19 protein-coding genes are annotated in these 21113 nt (G+C 64.3%); 9 read left to right on the top strand and 10 right to left on the bottom strand.

Annotation, left to right across the window (positions count from 1 at the left end; translation table 11 throughout):
- The 3 genes from GSQ76_RS11075 to GSQ76_RS11065 all read right to left on the bottom strand — a co-directional run.
- The coding region (locus GSQ76_RS11075; protein WP_158743973.1) for a LysR family transcriptional regulator at nucleotides 1-266 on the bottom strand (266 nt) is incomplete at its 3' end.
- A 62-nt stretch (nucleotides 267-328) separates the two neighbouring features.
- Nucleotides 329-1546: an ABC transporter substrate-binding protein gene (locus tag GSQ76_RS11070; protein ID WP_254070354.1), complete on the bottom strand. Its 1218-nt coding sequence runs from the start codon at nucleotides 1544-1546 to the stop codon at nucleotides 329-331.
- A 105-nt stretch (nucleotides 1547-1651) separates the two neighbouring features.
- The gene (locus tag GSQ76_RS11065; RefSeq protein ID WP_158743972.1) at nucleotides 1652-3787 is read right to left on the bottom strand and encodes a HAMP domain-containing methyl-accepting chemotaxis protein; all 2136 of its coding nucleotides are present in this window, start codon (nucleotides 3785-3787) and stop codon (nucleotides 1652-1654) included.
- A 776-nt stretch (nucleotides 3788-4563) separates the two neighbouring features.
- Between GSQ76_RS11065 and GSQ76_RS11060 the strand changes: the two genes are divergently transcribed.
- The 4 genes from GSQ76_RS11060 to GSQ76_RS11045 are packed head-to-tail and all read left to right on the top strand — an operon-like array spanning nucleotide 4564 to nucleotide 8489.
- Nucleotides 4564-6150 carry an ABC transporter substrate-binding protein gene (locus GSQ76_RS11060; RefSeq protein ID WP_158743971.1) on the top strand — a complete coding sequence of 529 codons (1587 nt, stop codon included), beginning with the start codon at nucleotides 4564-4566 and terminating at the stop codon, nucleotides 6148-6150.
- A 39-nt stretch (nucleotides 6151-6189) separates the two neighbouring features.
- A complete protein-coding gene (locus GSQ76_RS11055) occupies nucleotides 6190-6426 on the top strand; it encodes an acyl carrier protein (protein ID WP_158743970.1) in 237 nt (78 codons plus the stop codon).
- Nucleotides 6410-7762 (top strand): fatty acid--CoA ligase family protein, encoded by a 1353-nt coding sequence (locus tag GSQ76_RS11050; protein ID WP_158743969.1) that lies wholly within the window; start codon nucleotides 6410-6412, stop codon nucleotides 7760-7762. The genes GSQ76_RS11055 and GSQ76_RS11050 overlap by 17 nt, the downstream gene beginning before the upstream one ends.
- Nucleotides 7755-8489 carry an SDR family NAD(P)-dependent oxidoreductase gene (locus GSQ76_RS11045; protein WP_158743968.1) on the top strand — a complete coding sequence of 245 codons (735 nt, stop codon included), beginning with the start codon at nucleotides 7755-7757 and terminating at the stop codon, nucleotides 8487-8489. The genes GSQ76_RS11050 and GSQ76_RS11045 overlap by 8 nt, the downstream gene beginning before the upstream one ends.
- Here GSQ76_RS11045 and GSQ76_RS11040 read toward each other — a convergent pair.
- Nucleotides 8486-9793, bottom strand: a complete 1308-nt coding sequence (locus GSQ76_RS11040; protein WP_158743967.1) for an LLM class flavin-dependent oxidoreductase — start codon at nucleotides 9791-9793, stop codon at nucleotides 8486-8488. The genes GSQ76_RS11045 and GSQ76_RS11040 overlap by 4 nt on opposite strands.
- 193 nt (nucleotides 9794-9986) lie before the next feature.
- Here GSQ76_RS11040 and GSQ76_RS31075 point away from each other — a divergent pair, with 193 nt between their 5' ends.
- Nucleotides 9987-10133, top strand: a complete 147-nt coding sequence (locus GSQ76_RS31075; RefSeq protein ID WP_216850997.1) for a hypothetical protein — start codon at nucleotides 9987-9989, stop codon at nucleotides 10131-10133.
- A gap of 53 nt (nucleotides 10134-10186) precedes the next feature.
- On the opposite strand, the gene GSQ76_RS11035 is transcribed toward GSQ76_RS31075, so the two are convergent.
- Nucleotides 10187-11932: a long-chain-acyl-CoA synthetase gene (locus GSQ76_RS11035; protein ID WP_158743966.1), complete on the bottom strand. Its 1746-nt coding sequence runs from the start codon at nucleotides 11930-11932 to the stop codon at nucleotides 10187-10189.
- A 187-nt stretch (nucleotides 11933-12119) separates the two neighbouring features.
- Between GSQ76_RS11035 and GSQ76_RS11030 the strand changes: the two genes are divergently transcribed.
- The 3 genes from GSQ76_RS11030 to GSQ76_RS11020 are packed head-to-tail and all read left to right on the top strand — an operon-like array spanning nucleotide 12120 to nucleotide 13805.
- A complete protein-coding gene (locus tag GSQ76_RS11030; RefSeq protein ID WP_158743965.1) occupies nucleotides 12120-12356 on the top strand; it encodes a hypothetical protein in 237 nt (78 codons plus the stop codon).
- Nucleotides 12357-12872: a hypothetical protein gene (locus GSQ76_RS11025; RefSeq protein WP_158743964.1), complete on the top strand. Its 516-nt coding sequence runs from the start codon at nucleotides 12357-12359 to the stop codon at nucleotides 12870-12872.
- Between the two features lie 30 nt (nucleotides 12873-12902).
- On the top strand, nucleotides 12903-13805 hold the full coding sequence (locus GSQ76_RS11020; RefSeq protein ID WP_158743963.1) for an alpha/beta fold hydrolase: 903 nt from the start codon (nucleotides 12903-12905) through the stop codon (nucleotides 13803-13805).
- Nucleotides 13806-13811: 6 nt separating this feature from the next.
- Here GSQ76_RS11020 and GSQ76_RS11015 read toward each other — a convergent pair whose 3' ends face one another.
- The 5 genes from GSQ76_RS11015 to GSQ76_RS10995 all read right to left on the bottom strand — a co-directional run bounded on the left by GSQ76_RS11015 (nucleotide 13812) and on the right by GSQ76_RS10995 (nucleotide 20212).
- Complete coding sequence (locus GSQ76_RS11015; protein ID WP_256366976.1) at nucleotides 13812-15155, bottom strand: DHA2 family efflux MFS transporter permease subunit; 1344 nt, start codon at nucleotides 15153-15155, stop codon at nucleotides 13812-13814.
- Nucleotides 15156-15241: 86 nt separating this feature from the next.
- On the bottom strand, nucleotides 15242-17290 hold the full coding sequence (locus GSQ76_RS11010) for an acetate--CoA ligase family protein (protein WP_158743962.1): 2049 nt from the start codon (nucleotides 17288-17290) through the stop codon (nucleotides 15242-15244).
- Nucleotides 17291-17294: 4 nt separating this feature from the next.
- Nucleotides 17295-18098 carry an enoyl-CoA hydratase/isomerase family protein gene (locus GSQ76_RS11005; protein ID WP_158743961.1) on the bottom strand — a complete coding sequence of 268 codons (804 nt, stop codon included), beginning with the start codon at nucleotides 18096-18098 and terminating at the stop codon, nucleotides 17295-17297.
- Between the two features lie 153 nt (nucleotides 18099-18251).
- Nucleotides 18252-19376, bottom strand: a complete 1125-nt coding sequence (locus tag GSQ76_RS11000) for a sterol desaturase family protein (protein ID WP_158743960.1) — start codon at nucleotides 19374-19376, stop codon at nucleotides 18252-18254.
- Between the two features lie 71 nt (nucleotides 19377-19447).
- On the bottom strand, nucleotides 19448-20212 hold the full coding sequence (locus GSQ76_RS10995; protein ID WP_158743959.1) for an SDR family NAD(P)-dependent oxidoreductase: 765 nt from the start codon (nucleotides 20210-20212) through the stop codon (nucleotides 19448-19450).
- Between the two features lie 202 nt (nucleotides 20213-20414).
- Here GSQ76_RS10995 and GSQ76_RS10990 point away from each other — a divergent pair.
- Nucleotides 20415-21113, top strand: a 699-nt coding sequence (locus GSQ76_RS10990) for a dihydrodipicolinate synthase family protein (RefSeq protein WP_216850995.1), incomplete at its 3' end; no start/stop codon positions are given.

The raw sequence follows: 21113 nt of genomic DNA, 5'->3' as shown, positions 1-21113 counted from the left end.
TCCAACCGGCGCAATTCGGCCAGCACCCGCCGGCCAGTGCGCAGCACGATCGCCCCCTCCGCCGTCAGCCGCATACCGCGGGAGTGGCGATCGAAGACCTTGAGCTGCAGCGTCTCCTCCAGTTCCTGCAGCGTCTTGCTCAGTGCGGGCTGGCTGACGTTGAGGGCGGACGCGGCCTTCAGCAGCGTCAAGTGGGAGGCGATCGCATCCATCGCGCGCAATTGGCGGAAGCTGAGTTTCTGGTCCAGGTAGCGACGGGTCGTCATGGGGATGAAGCCTGCGCGCCGGAGGGCGGGCAGGCTAGCCCCATTGGTGCCCGGCGGCGATGTTACGCCGGGCCAGATACGCCCCAGATTGCGGGCTTTGCAGCCACCGCGAACGGATAGACCGTTTGGTAACTGCCGCCGATGAATTGCTGGATGACGGGCGTGCATTCGACGTTTTGGCCCGACTCATCGAACCGGACGCCACGCCACGGCATGATCGTCTGTTCGCCGGGGATGGAGGTTGCGCGCAGTGCGGCACGGATCTCCTCCGGCGCCGTTGTCCCGGCGCGGTTGATCGCATCTGCCACGACCTGCAGCGCCACAACGATGCGGCTGGTGTTGTCGTTGAGGTCCGTGTTCAATCGCGCCCTGATCGCGGCGTTGACGGGCTGTATCGCAGGCCGGCTGGCACCCACATCCAACGCGAAGCTGCTGCGGCTGAACACGCCATTGGCAAGGTCGCCTACGGCATCTAGAAATGCCGGCTGTTGAAAGCCCGCGGCCTGCGACATGATGACGGGGGGCTTGCAGCCGATCTTCGCCAGGCTACGCAGCAGCAGGATCGCATCCGCGGTGTAGGAGGACGGCATGAGCGCATCGGCGTTGCTATCGCGGATCCGCAATGCCTCCGCATCCAGCGATAGCGCGTTCGCGCGATATTTGATGTCTGCCACGACGGGGATCGACGCCGCAGCTGACAAGCGCCGCTGGACTGCACTGCTGTCGTTGCCGAAAATACTGTCTTCGTAGAACAATGCCGTGGAACGAACGGTGCGGCCCGTCTTGGCGCCGATGTCGTGGTAGAAATTGAACATCGATTCCGAGAACATCTCGTCATGCGGCCCCGTGCGAAAGAACCATTTCAGGCCATGCCGGGTGAGCGCGGGTGAGGAGTTGTCGGCCGAGATGAAGGGGATGCCCCTACGCTCCGTCACCTGGCCGATCACGGCGGCTGTGGCGCTCTGATAGCTGCCGATGATGGCGACGACGCCTTCCTGCGTGATCAGGCGCTCGGCTTCGGCGCGGGCTTTCTGCAGGTTGCCGGCGTGATCGGCGGCAACGATTCGGATCTTGGCGCCACCCAACCGATCCAGCCCACTGGACGCGCCTAACAGCATGGGGATCGGCGGGTGCTCGCCATTGATGATGGCTGCCGTCACCTCAAGTGCCGCAACATTGGCAACGCCGCTGCTGCCGCTTTCGCCGGTCAGCGGAAATAGCGCGCCAATCTTCACTTCGGACGCGGCCCGCGCCGTGCCGATGCTGAAGGCGCTGGCCATTGCAGCGGCTCCGCCCAACAATGCGGAGCGGCGAGTCATGAGCGATGAGCGAGGTGTTATCATCGTGCTGTTCCTTAAATGATTGTTTGGACAATGGCTGTTTGATTAAGCGGCGGCTTCGATGGATCCTAGGAAGACGTTGGTTTCTTCGGTTAATGCAGCCATTTGGCCGGCTAAAGTGGTGATGGATTCGAGCACGTGGCTCGCCTCCTGATTGGTCCGCGCCACGATTTGCTGCACGCCATTGACGTGGGAGGTCATGTCCCAAGCGGTGCCCGCCGCATCGCGCATCACGTCCGCCATGGAGCCGAGTGCGCGTTGCTGCCCGGCAACCTCCGTCAACATGCTGTCGGCCACTTCGGACAGGTTGCGAATGGTGGAGGAAACGCTTTGCAACACGCCCATCGCCTGCTGTGCGGTGGCCTGCATGGTGGCGACCTGCCGGGTGACGTCCAACGCCGCCGTCGCGGTTTGTGCTGCGAGCGCCTTAACTTCGCTGGCCACGACGGAGAAGCCCCGCCCGGCCTCGCCAGCGCGCGCGGCCTCGATATTGGCATTCAATGCTAGCAGATTGGTTCGTGCGGCGATGACGCTGATAACGCGGACGATGTCGCCGATCCGTTCGGCAGCGGCGCCCAGATGGTCGATGCTGGAGTCGGCGCGCGATGCGTCATTGGCCGCCCGCTCGGCCAGGCCGACCGAGCGCTCGATCTGCTGCCCGGTGCCAGCGACGGAGTTCATTAACTCGTCGGCCGACCGCGCAATCGACTGGATTTGGTCCGATGCCCGGGCGGCGGCGGTCGCCGCTGCCGCCGTCCGTTGCAGGCTTTCGACGGCGGCATTCTGCATGTCCGTTGCCGTGCCCTCGACCGAGATCGTGGATGTGCTGATCGTGGACGCGAAGCTTGCGATCGACGATTCGAACCGGGTGAACAGCGCGATCTGTTCGGACCGTGCTGCCAGGGTGAGCATGATGCCGGCATTGTTGCCGTCGCAATCGCGCAACGCGGAGATTCCAAGGTCGAACGGCGCACCCGCGATCTGCACACGCTCCACTGACTGGTCGGCATCCAGGCGCGGTGCACTGTCGCCGAGCCGGGTGGAATGCAGGAAGTCTAGGCCGCGCCCAACCAAACCGGCGCCAGTTCCGGCGATCAGGCGTTCGGCCTCGGGATTGGCATATTGGATACGAGATGGGGTTTGCGGCCCCACGCTCATCACGCCGATCGGCAGTTGGGAGATGATCTGCCCCTGCAGAAACGCCGTTTGCACCGACTGCCGTAATGTTTCCAGCGCGCGCATCATGGCACCGATCTCATCCCGCCGCCGCCCAAAGGCTAGTGGGGTGTTCACGTCGCCCTGCGCCATCTTCTGCATGGAATGCGTCAGACCCCGTACCGGCCGCACCACGGCCCACAGCACCAACAAGTTGCTGACGACGAGAAGACCAAGGGCAATGCCGGTGAGGTACAGCGTCCGCCCAAACATATCGGACCGGGCCCGCCCCGATTCATCGAACGCGGCGGCGGCGGCGCGTCCGATGCTTCGCGCGGCCCCCTGCAAACTCATGATGAGGGCAGTCGTTGACGGTTCAACGGCGTCGTTCAACTGGTGTTGGCCGATGGCAATCGATTGCAGCAAATCCTTTGCCACGGCCTCGAACTGCAGCCGATCGTGCTCGAGGTCCATTAATTGATGCCGCGTATACTCGGACATTTGGTTCGCCAGCAGATCGGCAATCCGCGAGCGTGCCGCACCGATTGCGTTCTGGGCTGTGTGGGCGAACTTCTCCTGCTCCGTCGCAAGAAAGCTGATCGTGCTGTATGCGGTGGAATCGACCGCAGCCTGATAATAGTCGAGATAGGCCGTCAGATTGTCGATGTCATGGGGTGGCAAATCTTCGGTGACCAATTGGGAGCGAACCTGGCCGATCGACACCAGCAGGCTATCATGAATGATCCAGAACGGCCCGTCACGGCTACGCAAAACTGTCTCGCGCAATTTGGCCTCGTCCTGCAATGCTACGATTGCCCGGTCCAGCGCTCCGGTCGCATTGCGCAGGAACAGCGTTGCGGTGTTGATTGTCGATCCCGCCAGGAGAGTGTGCAAATAAGCGGCGGCGCCCTGAGCGCCCGAGACACCGCGGGTCAGTGCTTCGGTGACGCATTCGCCGGTCTGGCAAGCCGCGATATCGCGGCTGACTTCGCGCATTTCCTTGGCCGCCAGAACGATCGATTGCACTTCGTTTTCCGCGGCCTGGGCTTCGATCGCAGTCTTCTCACTGCGTGCCAGATTGGTAGACTCGACCCGGAGCAGGCACGACAGGCTTACAAGTATCGCACCTGTCCAACAGGCCGAGACCATCAACTTCGCGGCTATTGAAAGATGAAAGCGCAATATCGAAATCCTTGAGCCCTCAGGATTGTGTTGCTTAAAGATTAAATAATGATTGCCGGTTACAGTTCGGCGGATATCCTCAGTATTTTACCTTGAGATGACCGAACCGCCGCGCACGTCCACCCTGTCGACATCATTGTCGAAGATCCGCATATCCCGAATTCTGCTTAAGGCTTCGGGCATGGAAAATTGTCATACGTTAATAAGCGGTTGTCGGGGGAGCGCAGGAGGTTGAAAGACATACGGATCTATCGGACGCTATCCGCCGGTCTTACCGCAGTCGTCATGGCCATGTTGATGATGGCGTGCCCGCGGCAGGATGGGAGGAGCGCTGACGCGTGTATCGACGCCGCTCCGGCTCCGTCCGCCGAAAACTCGTGATTACGCGATAAGATTGCTTCCAGCGTAACGAATCGGCCTTGACGACATTGACATGCGGCGGCACATCATTATGCCGTCGATCCTAATGTCACTGGACTGAATGGGGTTTCCATGCAGTTGCGACCACTATTTCTAGTGGTGTCAGTGCCGTGGCGAGGACGTTTAGGCAGCGAGTGGTGTCGTCCTGCTGACCATGCTAGTGATATCTCTGCGCCTTGCGGCGGGTACAAGGTAATGTGATGATAGTGACGAAGCGCCGGCAATTCATCGCACTCGCAACAGCGTCCGTGTTTGCTCCGTATGTTGCCCGCGGGGCAGCAAGCCGGACGCTCCGTTTTATCCCACAGTCGGATGTGACCGCGCTCGATCCGGTGTGGACTTCGGTCTACGTCACGCGCAACCACGGATACCTCGTGTTCGACACGCTGTACGGGCAGGACGAAGCCTTTGGTATCCAGCCACAAATGGCGGACGGCGCTACGACCGAGCAATCCGGCCTTATCTGGCGCATCCGGCTACGCGATGGTTTGTTCTTTCACGACATGACGCCAGTGTTGGCGCGCGATTGTGTCGCGAGCATCAAGCGGTGGGCGCGGCGTGACCCGTTCGGCCACACGCTGATGGCGAACACCGACGAATTGTCCGCCGCAGATGACAAGACCATCCTGTTCCGCCTGAAGTTGCCATTTCCGCTGCTGCCGGAGGCGTTGGGTAAGGTTGGCATCAACATGCTGCCGATCATGCCGGAGCGGCTGGCGAACACGGACCCGTTCAAGCAAGTGACGGAAATGGTGGGCAGCGGTCCGTTCCAGTTCGTGACGGATGAACGGGTCGTCGGCTCCCGGGTAGTTTACAAAAGGTTCGAGGGATATCGCCCGCGCGAGAATGGCCTGGCGTCATGCACCGCAGGGCCGAAAGTCGCCTATTTCGATCGCGTCGAATGGAACGTCATCCCCGACCCGGCAACCGCGGCGGCCGCCATGCAGCGGGGCGAGGCGGATTGGTGGGAACAGCCATCGTTCGACCTGATGCCGATCATGCAGAAGGCGCCTGATCTGCGCAGCTCGGTCGTCGAGGTGACGGGCAATATCGGGTTGCTCCGGATGAACCAGTTATATCCGCCCTTCGACAATCCCGCCATTCGTCGCGCGTTGCTGCTGGCGCTGAACCAGGCCGACTACATGCAAGCGATCGCGGGCGATGCGCGGGATGCCTGGCGTGCTGATGTGGGGTTCTTGGCGCCGGGCATGCCGATGACCAGTGACGTCGACATGACCCAGATCACTGGGCCCCGCGACGTGGAGCGGGCACGGCAGGAGATAAAGCAGGCCGGCTATGCCGGGGAGCCGGTGGTGGTGATGAGCCCCAGCGATTATCCGAGGATCAACGCGCTCGCCAATGTCGCCGCCGATATGTTGACGCGCTGCGGCTTGAACGTTGATTTGCAGGAAATGGACTGGGGCAGCGTGATCCAGCGCCGGGCTAGCAAGGCGCCGCCGGCAAAGGGCGGCTGGAGCGTGTTCTTCACGACGCTGACGGGCGCGGACATGTCCAACCCAGCGACCAACCTGGCACTCGGCGGCAACGGGGCGGCTGGATGGTTTGGCTGGCCGACTGCGCCGAAGCTGGAGGAGCTGCGTCACGCGTTCCTGGCAGAGCCAGATCCAGCCAAGCAGAAGCAAATTTCCCACGATATCCAGGCTCAGGCCTTCGTTGACGTGCCGTTCCTGCCGCTCGGCGAGTTCTTCCAGCCGACGGTGCAGCGCAAGGAACTGGTCGACACGCTGAAAGGACTGTCGCTGTTCTGGAACGTCAAACGCGCCTGATGGCGCCAACGCGATACTCGCCGATAAGGAGCCACAGCCATGTCCGTTCGATCGGCAATTCTGCAGCAGATGACCGACACCGCCGCGCAGCAGAAAAAGACCCTGGCGCCCCTGACCGACGGCCTTAAGCTCGCTGAGTCCGGGATGGACTCGTTGTGCCTGGCGCTGATCGTGGCGGCATTGGATGACAATCTTGGGCTGGATCCGTTCGGCAGCAACCCGCCATTTCCAGTGACGGTGGGCGACTTCATCACCCTCTATGAAAATGTTGCCTGACCACTCACTTTGGGGGCGGACCGAAGCCGCGGGGCTAGCCCGATCGCGGTTCGTTGCCGATGCTGCCGGGCGGCTGGACTTGCAAGGTTTTGCCAAGGGTGCCGGCGCGGCTACGACGCTACGCGGGCAGTCGGTGATGATTTCGGCGGATCGGCAATTGCCGGCCGTGCAGGCCCTGCTGGCGTTGGACGGAGTGGCCCGGCGTGTTCTGCTGTGCCCGCCGGATCTACGGCCCGACGATGTAGAGGCCGTGATGGCGGAGGCGAATGTCGATGCCGTGGTCGGCGACGGCACCGGACCGGCCGCGCGCGCTGGCATGCCGATGCAACCGATTCCTGCGGGGCCGCAACCCGGGCGGACGAACGCCACGGAGTGGTTGTTGTTCACCTCCGGCACCACCGGCCGGCCTAAACTGGTCGTGCACTCTCTGGCCAGCCTGGCGGGACCGCTGCAGGAAGGGCCTGCGGCGACGGACCTCGTGTGGAGCACCTTCTACGACGTTCGGCGCTATGGCGGTTTGCAGATCCTGCTGCGTGCGCTGCTGGGCGGTGGCAGCCTGGTCCTATCGCAATCCGGGGAGAAGATGGGTGAGTTTCTGCACCGCGCCGGGCAGGCAGGCGTGACCCATCTGCTCGGCACGCCATCGCATTGGCGCCTGGTGTTGATGAGCGGCGCGGCCGATCAGGTGACGCCGCAATATGTGCGTTTGTCGGGGGAGGTCGCAGACCAGGTCATCCTGGACAAACTAGCCGCGGCGTTTCCGCAGGTTGCAATCGTCCATGCGTTTGCCTCGACCGAGGCTGGCGTTGGGTTCGAGGTAAAGGATGGATTGGCTGGTTTCCCCGTCAGCTATGTCGGGGCTGCAGGCATGGCGGCGGAGATTCGCATCGTGGACGGATCGCTACGGCTGCGGTCGTCCCGCACCGGTTCTCGCTATTTGGGCGACCGAGGGACGCTGGCGGATGCCGACGGGTTCGTTGACACGGGCGATGTGGTGGAGCGGGTCGGCGACCGCTATCTGTTCGCCGGGCGTCGTGAGGGCATCGTCAACGTCGGTGGCCAGAAGGTACATCCCGAGGAAGTCGAGGCGGTGATGGCACGCCACCCAGCGGTTCAGGTGGCGCGTGTCTTCGCCCGGTCCAGTCCCGTCACCGGGGCGATCGTCGCGGCGGAAGTAGTAATGCGTTCGGACGCGCCTGCGTTTGCCACCGTGCGGGACGAACTGCTCGACCTGTGCCGGTCGGCGTTGCCGCCGCATAAGGTGCCGGCGTCGATCCGGCAGGTGGATAGCATTGCCATCGCGCCCTCCGGCAAGGTTACGCGGCCCCGTGCGTAACGTCCTCGTCACCGGGGGCAGCCGCGGATTGGGGTTGGGGATTGCGCAATGCCTGGCGCGGTGCGGATTTCAGGTGATCGCCCTCGCCCGGCAGATGAGCGACTCATTTTCCACTGCGCAGGCCGAGATTGCCGCGGAAGGCATTGGGCGGCTGGAATTCCATGCCTTCGATCTGTCGCAGGTGGCGGAAATTCCGGCACAGGCGCGGATGTTGCGGCAGCAATTCGGCCCGTTCTATGGTCTGGTCAACAATGCCGGGCTGGGGACGCCGGGCATTCTGTCCAACATGCCGGACGGCGACATCGCACAATTGCTGCGGCTCAATGTAGAAGCGCCGCTGGTGCTGACGAAATATATGCTCCGCTCGATGATGACGGCGCGGGAAGGCCGGGTGGTGAATATCACCTCGATCGTCGCGTCGACCGGCTATAGCGGCATGTCTGCTTACAGCGCTACGAAGGCCGCGATGACCGGGTTCACCCGATCCCTTGCGCGGGAGGTCGGGCCGCTGGGAATCACCGTGAATGCGGTGGCGCCCGGCTTCGTCGACACTGCCATGACCAGCGAGTTGACGTCGGCGCACCGGGCCCAGATCGCCCGGCGTAGCGCGATGGCGCGATTACCGGAGGTTGCTGATGTGGCGGCCGCGGTCGAATTTCTATTCAGTGAGAATGCCAAGAACATCACGGGGACGGTGATGACCGTAGACGCGGGAAATACCGCCTAGCCTGCCTCAAACCGGTTCGGTGGACGCGCGAGCCCCAGGTTCTCGCGCAATGTCGTCCCCTCGTATTCTCGCCGGAACAGTCCGCGCCGCTGCAGTTCCGGCACAACATGATCGACGAACAAGTCGAACTGCGTGGGAAACCATGGCGGCATGATGTTGAAGCCGTCGGCGGCTCCACCCACGAACCACTCTTCCAGTTGGTCGGCAATCTGCACCGGGTCGCCCTGAATGACCCTGTGGCCACGTGCCATGCCGGCATGCAGCGCCAGCTGACGCACCGTGAGGTTTTCGCGCCTTGCCAATGCAGTCAGTAGCTCTGCCCGGCTGCGCAATTGGTCGGACAACGGCAGGTCCGGCAACGGGCCGTCCAACTCGTACTTGCGCATGTCGTGGCCCAGGCGGTCCGATAGCAAAGCGAGCGCGCCGGGCAAATCGGTCAATTCCAGCAATCGGCGATAATGCGCGTCCGCTTCGGTCCGGTCTCGCCCAATGATCGGGAAGACGCCTGGCATTACGTGCAGCGATTCCGGTTGGCGGCCGTTCTTCGCCAGCTTGCTTTTCAGGCTACGGTAAAACTCCTGGCCCTCGACCAGGTCACCCTGCGCAGTGAACACGATATCGGCCGACTTCGCCGCCAATTCCTGCCCGGGTTCGGATGACCCAGCCTGGATGATGACGGGATGGCCCTGCGGCGGCCGCGAGACGTTCAACGGGCCTTTGACGGAGAAATGGGTGCCTTTGTGGTCGAGAACATGCATGCGGGCTGGATCTGCAAATACGCCCGTCGCCTTGTTCTGCACGAAGGCGCCATCGCTCCAACTATCCCAAAGCCCCTTGCAGATTTCGACGAACTCATCGGCAATTTCGTAGCGCAGATCGTGCTCCGGGTGAGACCCGCGATTGAAGTTCGCCGCCGAACGGGCATAGCTGGTGGTGACGACGTTCCACGCAGCGCGGCCATGGCTCAAATGGTCGAGCGAGGCGAACACCCGGGCGATGTGAAACGGCTCGCTATAGGTGGTGGAGGCCGTGGATGCGAGGCCGAGATGGGTCGTCGTCATCGCCAGCGCCGACAGCAAAGCCAGCGGCTCCAGCCGGACGATCGTGGAAGGGTGAGCGTCCAGCTCCGACGTCAAGCCGTCCGCCATGAAAAGCAGGTCGAACCTTCCCCGCTCGGCCGTCTGCGCGATTCGGCGGATCAGGTCGAAATTCTCGCCCCCGGATTCCGCATCTGGCAATTTCCAGGCCGAGACATGGTGCCCGGCGGCCTGCACGAACACTCCGAGACGCATTTGGCGGGTCATCAGCGGATCATGCCTCCATATCGGCGTGCCGGACAACCCGGCTGGGTGAGGCCGCGGAAGATCGACCGCATGCTGATACTGCTGGCGCTTGCGGCGGTTTTCGCACCGCTGCTGGTCCATAGCGATTTACTCGCTTAGTCGGATGTGATCCTGCAGCCGCCGCCGGCCGCGAACTTACCCGGAACCGATGATTTTGGGACGGGATGTGCTTGCGCAGGTCGTATCCGACACGCGCGTCTCGTTGATCATCGGCATTACCGCGGCGCTGGCGACCACCTTGCTGGGCACGCTTCCCGGCGGACTGGCCGGGTTCGTCGGCGGATGGGCGATGGCGGGCTGATGCCGCTGAACACTCAGGCTGCTTTGGAAGCCGCCGGATTGTGGTTCGTGCCGTCAGATCCGCATTTCGCCGCGCGTGATGTCCGCGACCAAGGGCGGAACGAGCGGTTTAAGCCGCCGTTCCCGGTGATCGTTGAACAACATCGGGTCGGTAGCGTGAACGAATCCCTCAGCCGCCAACCGGGCTTTCGCCAGCTTGAACGTGTCTGTCATGTCCAGCGAGTGACATAGGCGGATGAAGAGCGGTTGGGCATAGGGCGGCAGCGCGCTCTGCAAATGGGCGTGCAGTGTGTCCGGGTCGAACTCGCTGGTCACGGTGCAAGCGGCCATTCCTGCCCGACCGTCATGGCCAGGTATCGCCACGCCATAGACCGCCGCATCGTCGATACCCGGTGCCGAGCGCAACACTGCTGTCACCTCCGCCGCGGAAACGTTCTCGCCTCTCCAGCGGAAGCTGTCGCCGATCCGGTCGACGAAATAGAAGAAACCGGCCTCGTCGCGTCGCATCAGATCGCCAGTGCGAAACCAGCGATCGCCGGGTTCGAACGCGTCGGCCAGCAGTTTGCGGGATGATGCCGACTGGTCGGTGTAACCGTCGAAGCGGCGCACCCCGCTGTCGAGCCGGCCAATCGCCTCGCCCGGCATGTCGACCTCCGAGGGTACGCACCGCCCCAGGGCGTCACGAACCGGCTCGCCCGTGCTCGGGTCGTGTTGGATGAGGACGATGCCCATCCGATGCTGCAGGAAGGGCGGGATGCGGCCAATGGCGCCGGGTTTGCCCTCCACATTATACAGCGAGACACCGCCCTCTGTGGCTGCATAGAATTCCAGGATGCGGGGAATGGCGAAGCGCTCCTGCACGCTATCCCACACATCACCCGCCAGGCCGTTGCCACAGGCAAGGCGCAGCGTGTGCGCCCGCTCCAAAGGGTGTGGCGGAGCGTTGACCAGGTAGCGGCATAGCTCGCCGATATACTGGAAGATCGTGCAGCCGTGCTCCGTCACGTCGTTCCAGAAGCGGCTGGCGGAGAAGCGCGGCCGGATCAGGACCGAGCCGCCGGAGACCAACATGGCCCCGATGGCGATGATGCCGCCGACGCTGTGGTATAGCGGCAGGCAGTCATACATGCGGTCATTCGGCCCGGCATCCATCATGCCGGCGAACCAGTATGACCATTCGACGATGCGGGCGTGCGTGATGACGGTCGCCTTCGGCAAGCCTGTCGTTCCTGAGGTATAGATCAGCAGCGCCCGGCGGCCGGGCTCGATCGGCGTTTGCGGCACCGATGCGTCCGCCGCGCTAGTGCCGGGGTCGAATGTCGGCCACTGGTCGGTGCTGCCGCCATGAACCCAAACTCGCACGCCGGGCGGCAATTTATGGGCCACCGCCTGCAGCGCCGGCAGCAGGGAGTCGGCGACGATCACCGCAGATGCGTCGGCCGCGGCAATGCAGTGGAGCAGCCCCTCGCCCCGAAGGCTGGTGTTCAGCAGCGCCACGACGCGCCCGGTGCCGGCGAGGCCGAGCCAGATCGCGACATAGTCCGGCCGGTTCGGCATCAGGAGGCAAACCGACGCTCCGTCCGGCAGCGCCATCTGGGATGCCCAGGCGCCGACCGACGCTGCCTGCTGTCCCAGAGTTTGGTAGGTAAACGCCTCCCCTTCGCCAAGAAGAGCCGGCCGCTCGGCATATTTTGCAGCCAGCACCGGCAGCAGCCCGGGCAACGTGGCGCCCAGTTTTGACGCGGCCTTCGTGTTCTCCAACGCGCGAACCCAAGCTGCCAGCGTGTCCGACGTTCGCATTTGTTACCTAAACTGAGAAGACCATTGCCGAAGCGTGGAATATTGCAAATTGTATAACAATGGTTGATAAACGTCTACAATCCTGACCACGATCTGTCTCTTTGGACATTTCTTGCGCGCGGGCGACATTCCATTGCTAATATTAACAAAAAATACCAGATCGCCACTGACGAGCAAGGAATAATCAATGCATCCGGTCAGCTTTGATGGCTGTTTCGGTTGGTTGCACGGCTGCACTGCGCCAAGCGATGTCGCGGTCGTGCTCTGCACCGCCTTGTGTGACGAGGCCGCGACGGCCCATCGCCAGTTCCGGCTGCTCGCCAAGGACATTGCCGACGCCGGGTATCCGACGTTGCGGTTCGACTACGCGGGCACCGGGGATAGCCGCGATTTGGAACCTGGCACGCTGGTATGGTCCGCCTAGTTGGACAGCATCCATGCCGCGATCGATTGGGTCTGCAAGACCACGGGCGCGCGCCAGGTGGTGCTGTGCGGGCTGCGGCTGGGTGCAACCCTGGCGGCGGTCGCGGCCACGCAGCGGGACGACCTGGCAGGACTGATTTTGCTGTCGCCGAATTTGCGCGGCAGGTCGTTCATTCGCCAGTTGGAGATCGAGGCAAAGTTGGCAGGCACTGCCCGTGATGATGGCAGCCTGGAAGCGCACGGCCTGGTGCTGTCGGCAGAAGCGGTTCGTGAGATTGCATCGGTTGATCTGGCAAACACCCGGCTTCCGACTGGGTGCCGGGTAATGGCCTTCAACGCGGCCGAATCGCCGGTTCTAGACCGCTGCATTCTGGCATGGCGGCAGGGCGGCGGCGCCGCCACGACAGACGATTTTGCGGGACTGACGCAGTTTTTGCGGCCTAGCTTCATGAGCCACGAACCGCCCGCGCAGGTCAGCCGGATCACGCAATGGCTGCAAGAAACCGTGCCGCCCTGACTTGGCTGCCAGGTGGTGACGGTGCCGCCAATGGCTGTTCTGTGCCAGGCTGGCTACGAGGAATGTGCTGTGCGATTTGGCACCGGCGCCATGCTATTCGGCGTGACCTGCCGCCTCGTGGGATTTGCACCCGAACAGGCCGTGCTCATCGTCAGCAGCGGCGGGGACCCACATTACGGCTACGCGCGCAACGCGGTCGATCTCGCCCGGCATTTCGCGCGCGCGGGCATTGCCTCGTTGCGGATGGATTTCTCCGGGTTGGGCGACAGCCTAGCGCCGGGTGACGGTGAAACCCACGTGTTCGAGACCGATCGCCGGGCGGAGATCAGCGCTGGCCTCGATGCGCTGGCCCGGCTGGGCTATCAGCGTTTCGCCGTGTTGGGCGTGTGTTCCGGCGCCTATCACGCCTTCCATGCTGGCGTGGCCGATGCACGGGTGGGTGCCCTGTTGCTGGTTAACTTTCCCATGTTCCAATGGCCGGCCGGCGAGAAGATCGAGAATTTCAGTTTCGTGTGGGATACCCCGCAGCGCATCGCCGGCACGCTGAAGAAGGCTGCCAGTTGGCGCAAATTGCTGACTGGCCAAGTGGATATCGCAGGCCGGCTGGCGCTGCAGGCGCGCTGGTGGGGGGCCAAGGCAAGCAAGCTCAGCGCCCGTGCGGCGCGGCTTGTCGGGTGGCGGCTACGGCTGTCCTTCGCACAATCCGCGGCGCAAACCTTGGCCCGGCGCACACGGACCCTGATGTTGATGGCGCCTGGTGAGGCGGAGATAGCCGTGCTGGCCGACGAATTCGGTGACGCGACGGCGGGAATCACGACGAGGATCGTGCCGGAGATCAATCACTCCCTGACAACCCGGGCGATGCGCAAGCGGACGGTGACGTTGATGCTCGACTTCCTGGCAGCCCAGCCGGGTCCGGTCGCTGCCGAGTAGTCCACTCTAACGCGGCTTGGCCGGTTCCTGCCGGATCAGGGCCGCGCATGCGGATGCTGCCACGCAGACACAGGCGGCAATCACGGCAACGACGTGGAACGCCGCCATCAGCGCCGCCCCTTGCGCGGCCAGGACGGTCCCCAGCAGGGCGGTGCCGATCAATCCGCCGGTGCGGGCGATGGCACTGTTGAGGCCGGAGGCCGAGCCAGTGTGCGCCGCATCCACCGAAGCTAATACGGCTGTCGTCAGCGGTGCCACGGCCAGGGCAAGTCCCGCGGACATGACGGTCAGGCTGGGGAACAGGCCCATCCAATAGCCCGCGTCAGGACCCAGTCGCAGCATCAGCAGGAACCCCACCGCCGCGACCAGCGGACCCATCACCAGCAGCGGTTTAGCACCGATTCGCCCAGCGAGGCCGCCCATGAGCGGCGACAGAGCGGACAGGATAAGTGGCAGCGGCAGCAACGCCGCCCCGGCCGCGGTGGTGGAATAACCGGCCGCCTGGATCAGCACGTAGGGTAGCAAAACCAGCAAGCCGCCCAACGCGCCGTACAGCAGCAACGTGAGCAAGGTGAGGCCGATGAAGCTGCGGGAGCCGAACATCCCCAGCGGCATCATCGCGGCCTGGCGCTGACGACCCTCCCACAGCACGAACGCGACCAGCAGCAGCACGCCCATCGCGAACCCGGCGATGGCCGGCGCGGCCCAACCGCGACTGCCGGTGCCGGTGATGAGTCCCCAGGTCAGCGCCGCCAGTCCCACTGTGGCCAGTGTCGCGCCGGGCACATCCAGTGCCGGCGGGTGGCGGTTGGTGCCGGCCGGGACATAGCGCCAGGCAAGCAGGATGGTCGCGAAAGCGATGGGAACGTTGATGCCGAAAATCATCCGCCACGAGACGGTGTCGACCAGCCAACCCCCCAGCACCGGCCCGGCCGCCCCCATGGCTGCGCCCGCCGCGGCCCAGATGCCAATGGCCCGGCCGCGAGCGGCCCCGGTGAACGCCGCGCCCAGCAGGGCCAGGCTGCACGGCATCAGCAGGGCCGCGCCCATCCCTTGGGCAAACCGCGCCGCCAGCAGCACGGTTAGGTTCGGCGCCAGTCCACAGACGATCGATGCAACGCCGAACAGCGTCACACCGAGCACTAGAATGCGGCGACGCCCGAACCGGTCGCCGAGCGAGCCACCGAACATGAGCAGCGCACTGAGCGGCAGGAGGTAGCCATTCACCAGCCACTGCAACCCCTCCGCCCCGCCCCCTTGGCTGTGCTCGATCGCCGGCAGAGCGACGTTGACGACCGAACCGTCGATGAATGCCAGGCTGGAGGCGAGCACACAGGTGACGAGCGTCAGGACCGGGTGGGCAAATTTAGGCTGTGGCTCGTCCAGTCGACTCTCCCGGGCTTGCGGCGATGGCGGACCGTAGCGCCCGGACGCGGCTACGCCAGCACAACCAGCCCATCCGCGGCGCGTACTCCCTGAGGCAGCACGAAGAGCGGGTTGATCTCTGCCTCCACCAGGCGGTCACCGAGTTGGTCGGCCATGGCGGCGAAGGCGACCACCGCGTCGACCAGGGCGGCGATGTCGCCGGGTGGGGCGCCGCGGAAGCCGGTGAGCAGTTTGTGCGCCTTCAACTCGCCGACCATCGCCTCCGCGTCCGTGCGGCCGATCGGCAGCAGGCGGATGGCAACGTCGTCGAATAACTCGGCCGTCACACCGCCTAGGCCCAGCAGCACCGCGCCGCCTAGTTGCGGGTCGCGGTGGAAGCCAAGGATCATCTCCACCCCGCCGCGCACCATTTCCTGGACCAGGAAGCCCTCCGGCACGATGCCGCGCGCCTGCAGAGAGGCGGCCATCGCCCGGCAGGTGGCGCCGACCTCGGCGGGTGCCACACCCAGCTTCACGCCGCCGACATCGCTTTTATGCGCGACGTGCCGGGACAATAGTTTCACCACGACGGGTCCGTCGAAACCAAGCGATACTGGCGCGTCGCCATTCGCCACCACGAGTTCGCGCACGCACGGGACGCCAAAGCGGGCGAAAAGCTGCTTGCTCTCCGCCTCGTTCAGCGGGCCATGGGGCAGCGCGGTGGTGTCGAGCGGGGCGGCGGCAGGGCTGGCGATCGCGGGCACGGGCCGGGGCTGCATTGCGGCGAGCACTGTGGCGCAGCTTTCCGGGGTGCTGAAGGCCGGCACGCCGCCCTGGTTCAGCATCGCCACCAGATGCGGCGCGTGCGGGCTGACATAGACCAGCAGCGGCTTGTCACTCTTGCCCTGGCACTCGAATACCGCGCCCGTCACTAGGCCGGGATCGGCCAGTGCCGACGACCCGGCGATCACCACCACGGCGTCGAAACTGGGGCTGTCCAGCAGCGCGGTGATCGCCGTGCGGAACAAGGCCGGCTGCAGCCCGGCCAGCGTCACATCCACCGGGTTGCGCCCGGCCGCGTCCGGATCATCCGGTTGCAGGGCGGCGATCCGTGCGGCCGTGGCGGCGTCGGGCAGCGGCACGTCCAACCCGTCCACGCCGCAGCTATCGGCCACCAACGTGCCGGCGCCACCGGTGGACGTCAGCACCGCAACCCGATTGCCGGCCGGCCGGCGCCCGGTGACCAGCGCCGCTGGAATATCTAGCAGGTCGACGAACGACCTAGCGCGAATGATGCTCAGTTGGCGAAACAGCGCGTCGTACATCCGGTCGGCGCCCGCGAGCGCCCCGGTATGGGACACGGCCGAGCGGGCCCCGAACTCCGACCGGCCGACCTTAAACACGACGAGCTGCTTGCCCGCCGCCGCCGCCCGGGCCGCGGCCCGGCGAAACTTGCCCGGGTCCCGCAGCCCCTCCATGTACAGCGCAATCACCGAGGTCGCTTCGTCATCAATGAGGAATTCGATGCAATCGGCCAGATCGACATCCACCTCGTTGCCGGTGGCGATCAGCTTGCTCAACCCTAGCCCACGATCGGCGGCCCGGGACAGCAGCGAGCCCATGATGCCGCCGCTTTGCGACACCACCGCGACCCGGCCCACCTGCAGCCCCGCCAACTCCAACGCGCCGGTGGCGGAGAGCGTGATATGGTCTGTGAGGTTCACCAGGCCGATTGTGTTCGGGCCCAGCACGCGCATCGCACCAGCGGCGGACCGCAATTTCGCTTGGCGTTGCGCCCCCGCCTCGCCCGTTTCGCCATAGCCGCCTGCCAGCACCACCGCGGCGCCGCAGCCGCGTGCTGCCAGCCCCGCCACGGCATCGCCTGCACCCTTCGGCCCCAGCAACACGATCGCCGCATCCGGTGCCTCCGGCAGGCTTGCCACATCTGGGTAGCAGACCAGGTCACCGATGGTACTCACGCGCGGATTGACAGGGTAGATGGCGCCGGTGAAGCCGTGCCGTTGCAGATAGGCGACCGGGCGCCCCGTCAGCTTCGCCGGGTCGGCGGAAGCGCCAACCACGGCTACGGACCGCGGACGGATCAATCGTTCAAGCGACATCGGCTCAGCCCCCTTTGTTACGCTTGGCGAGGAAGTCGTTCACCGAGGCGTGGTGTTCGGCGGTGGTATAGCAGATGGCCTGCGCCTGGCTGCCGGAGGCGAACACCTGGTCAACCGTGGCCTCGAACGTCTGGTCCAGGATGGCCTTGGCCAGCGCCAGGGCCGCCGGTGAGCCCTGCGACAGCTCTGACGCCCAGGCTTGCGCGTCCTGCAGCAGCCGGTCGGCCGGCGCGATCCGGTCGATCATGCCCAGCGACAGCGCCTCCGGCGGGTCGACCTTGCGGCCGGTGAAAATCAGCTCCTTCGCGCGGGGCAGGCCGACCCGGCGCGGCAGGAAATACAGGCCGCCGCCATCCGGGATTAGGCCGCGATGGATGTAGCTCATGGCAAAGCTGGCCGCGTCGGAGGCGATGATGAAGTCGCAGCACAGCGCCACGTCGCAGCCCAATCCGGTGGCGGCGCCATTTACGGCGGCGATCGTTGGCTTGCCCAATGCGTGCAGAGCGGCGACGGCGTGGTGAGTGTGCTGCTGCCGGCGCCAGCCATTGATGGCAAGCGCGGTGGCAGGTTCGCTCATGCGTTGCATCATGCCCTTCACATCCCCGCCGGAGCAGAAGCCGCGACCGGCGCCGGTTATCACCACGGCCCGCACCGCCGGGTCGCGGCCCAGCGCGTCCAGGGCGGTGACCAGTTCGGTGCGCATCGCGTCGTCGATCGCATTGCGCACGGCGGGGCGGTTCAGCGTCAGCGTGGCCACGCCGTGTTGCAACTCGGTGAGGATGGCAGGCGTGGGGTGTTGATCGGACATGCTGGCAAACCTCCTTCGCGTCGACTTTTCATGCCGCTGCGTTTGGGAACAGCCAAACACCGGCGAGGACGATGGCGCAAACGACATTTTGGGCCGTGTGCCACCTCCCCCGATCGCATGTTCCCCGACGAACTCTGCGACTGGGGTCGCACGCTAATCCACGATATTGGTGGGCGTCCGCTGGAATGGATACAAAAACTGCCGCCACATTCCCTTCGGCAGCGGATTGCCCACGACGCCATACTGCGCCGGCCATCGATCCGCGGGCATGTGGTAGGTTCCGAACAGCCGGTCCAAGATTGGCAGGTGAGCGGCGTAGTTGATGTCGATCGCTTCCCTGTCGCTGCCGTGGTGCCAATGGTGAAACAGCGGTGTGGCCACCACGTATTTCAGCGGCCCAAACTCCAATCCGAAATTCGAGTGGACGAGCCCAGCTTGAAACCCGGCCCAGACGATGTAGCACAGCAGCGGCGTGTCGCTGGCGCCCAGGATAAACGCCGGCAGCATGACCGCCATGCGGGTTACCACCGGCTCCAGGAAATGCAGGCGCGAGCCAGCCATCCAGTCCATGCGCTCGACACTGTGATGCACGGCATGAAAACGCCATAGAACTGGGACTTCGTGCATCGCCCGATGGGTCGCATATTCCATGATGTCCGCCGTCACAAGAACGACGACGAACTGGACCACGCCCGGCAACGTGCGGAACCAGGACTGCAGATCCGCATTGATCGTCCAGGAAAACAGCGACGGCATGGTGCGCACGCCGAGGAATAAGAAGATACCGATCGCTAAATGGTTGAATATAAAGTAGCGGCCGTCATGCCAAAAATCTGGCCGGAGTATCGGCTGGTCCCGCTTGTGCGGAACGATCTTTTCGAGCGCGATGAACGTCGCGGCCGAGGCAAGCAGGTCCAGAATGAACCAATCCAGCCCAATAAAGCCTGGCGCGTCGTAGCGCGGCCCAACCTGAACCGAACTGCCACCCAGATACATCGCGAGCAGCGTGAGCATTATGCCCAGCGCGCCAAGCCGCTTTTGCCGGTTCAGAATGAATGTCAGCACGCCAAACCCGGCGGAAAAGATCATCCCGGCGGCCAGCAATTTCCGCATCAGCGGGATATTGTAGCCAGCGCGCAACGACGGTGTGGTAAGGTAATCCGGGAACATGAAGCAGAGCACGGCCAGCACGCTCAACGTTCCGAGCGCGATCGAGAGGTAGCCGCTGATGCGGCCTTCGCCCATACGCAGCGGTCGATCTCGTTCGTCCAGCCTCATTTGGACCTGCCTCCCAACAGTTCTTCCGCCCTTCTACGCCTAGGCCGAAGTGCAAGCCAAATCGAGGGACTCTACAACCACCCGCCATCCACTACCCAGGCCTGCCCAGTGCACATCCGGCTATCATCCGCCGCAAGCCATAACGCCATGCGGGCGATATCCGCCGGGTAGAGTCTTTCCTTCAGTGCCTGATCCTGCATCAGCCGGGCCTCTGCCTCGGGTGTGAGCCATAGTGCCCGTTGCCGCTCGGTCATGATCCAGCCGGGAACGAGCGTGTTGACCCGGATTTTATCCGGACCCAGATCGCGCGCGAGTCCGCGGCTCATGCCCTCGACCGCGGCTTTGCTGGCTGTGTAGGCTGGCATGCCGCCCTGGCCCACGCGCCAACTCAGCGAACCCATATTGATGATGGATCCGCCACCACCAGCCCGCATGCCCGGCACCACCGCCTGGACAGCGAAAAATTGGTGCCGCAGGTTCACCGCTAGGCGACCGTCCCAGTATTCGGGCGTCACGTCGGCAATGGCATGACGCTCGTCATGGGCGGCATTGTTGACGAGCACCGTCGGATCCCCCGTTTCGGCTGCTATCGACGCGATGGCGGCACGCAGGGCGGCGATGTCGCACAAATCGGCGTGCCGAAACGCGGGGCGCGGATGCCCTGCAGTGGCCAGGCGGTCCGCCAGGGATATCCCCTCTGCCTCTGCCAGGTCGATGAAGCCGACGCGTGCGCCTTGCGCGGCGAAATGTTCGACTAAGGCGGCGCCTATGCCGGTGGCACCGCCGGTGATCAAGACCGCACGATTGTTCAGGCTGGGATAACTGGCGAAACTCATAACACGCTCCATTCATCTGCCGGGAGTGCGCCCGGCGATCCAACCCAGCAGACCCTTATGCTTGACACTGTTGAAGGACGTCCACTAGCCTTCTGCGATAATACAAATGACCCGGCGGGAAAGGCCAGGGCGAAGGGGCAATGTGCCAAAATCGCAAACGCTATTGCGCCCGGGGCCATGTGACAATCATTAGGACATCGCGATGAGGCACCAGGGCGTCTACCCGGTCGTTCCCACCACCTTTACCCCCACCGGGGAGCTGGATCTGGCTAGCCAGCGCAACTGCGTCGACTTCATGATCGACGCCGGGTCGAACGGCCTGTGCATCCTGGCGAACTTTTCGGAACAGTTCGTTCTGTCCGATGCGGAGCGGGAGGTGCTGACCGGCGCGATCCTGCGCCATGTGGCGGGCCGGGTGCCTGTGATCGTGACGACGACGCATTTCTCCGCCCGCGTGTGTGCGGAGCGGAGCCGGCAGGCGCAGGACGCTGGGGCGGCGATGGTGATGGTGATGCCGCCCTATCACGGTGCCACGATCCGCCTCCCAGAAGGGCCGATTGCAGCGTTCTACCACGCAGTGTCAGACGCGGTCGACATTCCGATCATGATCCAGGACGCCCCCGTGGCGGGCACGCCGCTATCGGCTGAATTCCTCGCCCGACTGGCTCGGGAGGTCGAGCATGTCGCCTACTTCAAGATTGAAACACCGGGTGCGGCAAGCAAGCTGCGGGAGATAATCCGCCTGGGTGGTGCGGCGGTGGAGGGGCCGTGGGATGGCGAAGAGGCTATCACCCTGATGGCCGATCTCGAAGCTGGTGCGACCGGCAGCATGACTGGCGGCGGCTATCCGGATGGCTTGGCGCCCATTGTGGCGAACTGGCTGGCCGGTCGGCACGAAGAA

It is taken from the genome of Acidisphaera sp. L21 (assembly GCF_009765685.1).
Classification (GTDB): domain Bacteria; phylum Pseudomonadota; class Alphaproteobacteria; order Acetobacterales; family Acetobacteraceae; genus LMUY01.
This window is presented reverse-complemented; position numbering and strand designations above follow the sequence as displayed.

Excerpts from the sequence above, each read along its gene's own strand:
- GSQ76_RS11070 (WP_254070354.1), bottom strand. The coding sequence starts at position 1,546 with ATGGCCAGCGCCTTCAGCATCGGCACGGCGCGGGCCGCGTCCGAAGTG.
- GSQ76_RS11060 (WP_158743971.1), top strand. The coding sequence starts at position 4,564 with ATGATAGTGACGAAGCGCCGGCAATTCATCGCACTCGCAACAGCGTCC.
- GSQ76_RS11055 (WP_158743970.1), top strand. The coding sequence starts at position 6,190 with ATGTCCGTTCGATCGGCAATTCTGCAGCAGATGACCGACACCGCCGCG.
- GSQ76_RS11050 (WP_158743969.1), top strand. The coding sequence starts at position 6,410 with ATGAAAATGTTGCCTGACCACTCACTTTGGGGGCGGACCGAAGCCGCG.
- GSQ76_RS11040 (WP_158743967.1), bottom strand. The coding sequence starts at position 9,793 with ATGACCCGCCAAATGCGTCTCGGAGTGTTCGTGCAGGCCGCCGGGCAC.
- GSQ76_RS11035 (WP_158743966.1), bottom strand. The coding sequence starts at position 11,932 with ATGCGAACGTCGGACACGCTGGCAGCTTGGGTTCGCGCGTTGGAGAAC.
- GSQ76_RS11030 (WP_158743965.1), top strand. The coding sequence starts at position 12,120 with ATGCATCCGGTCAGCTTTGATGGCTGTTTCGGTTGGTTGCACGGCTGC.
- GSQ76_RS11020 (WP_158743963.1), top strand. The coding sequence starts at position 12,903 with ATGGCTGTTCTGTGCCAGGCTGGCTACGAGGAATGTGCTGTGCGATTT.
- GSQ76_RS11010 (WP_158743962.1), bottom strand. The coding sequence starts at position 17,290 with ATGTCGCTTGAACGATTGATCCGTCCGCGGTCCGTAGCCGTGGTTGGC.
- GSQ76_RS11005 (WP_158743961.1), bottom strand. The coding sequence starts at position 18,098 with ATGTCCGATCAACACCCCACGCCTGCCATCCTCACCGAGTTGCAACAC.
- GSQ76_RS11000 (WP_158743960.1), bottom strand. The coding sequence starts at position 19,376 with ATGAGGCTGGACGAACGAGATCGACCGCTGCGTATGGGCGAAGGCCGC.
- GSQ76_RS10995 (WP_158743959.1), bottom strand. The coding sequence starts at position 20,212 with ATGAGTTTCGCCAGTTATCCCAGCCTGAACAATCGTGCGGTCTTGATC.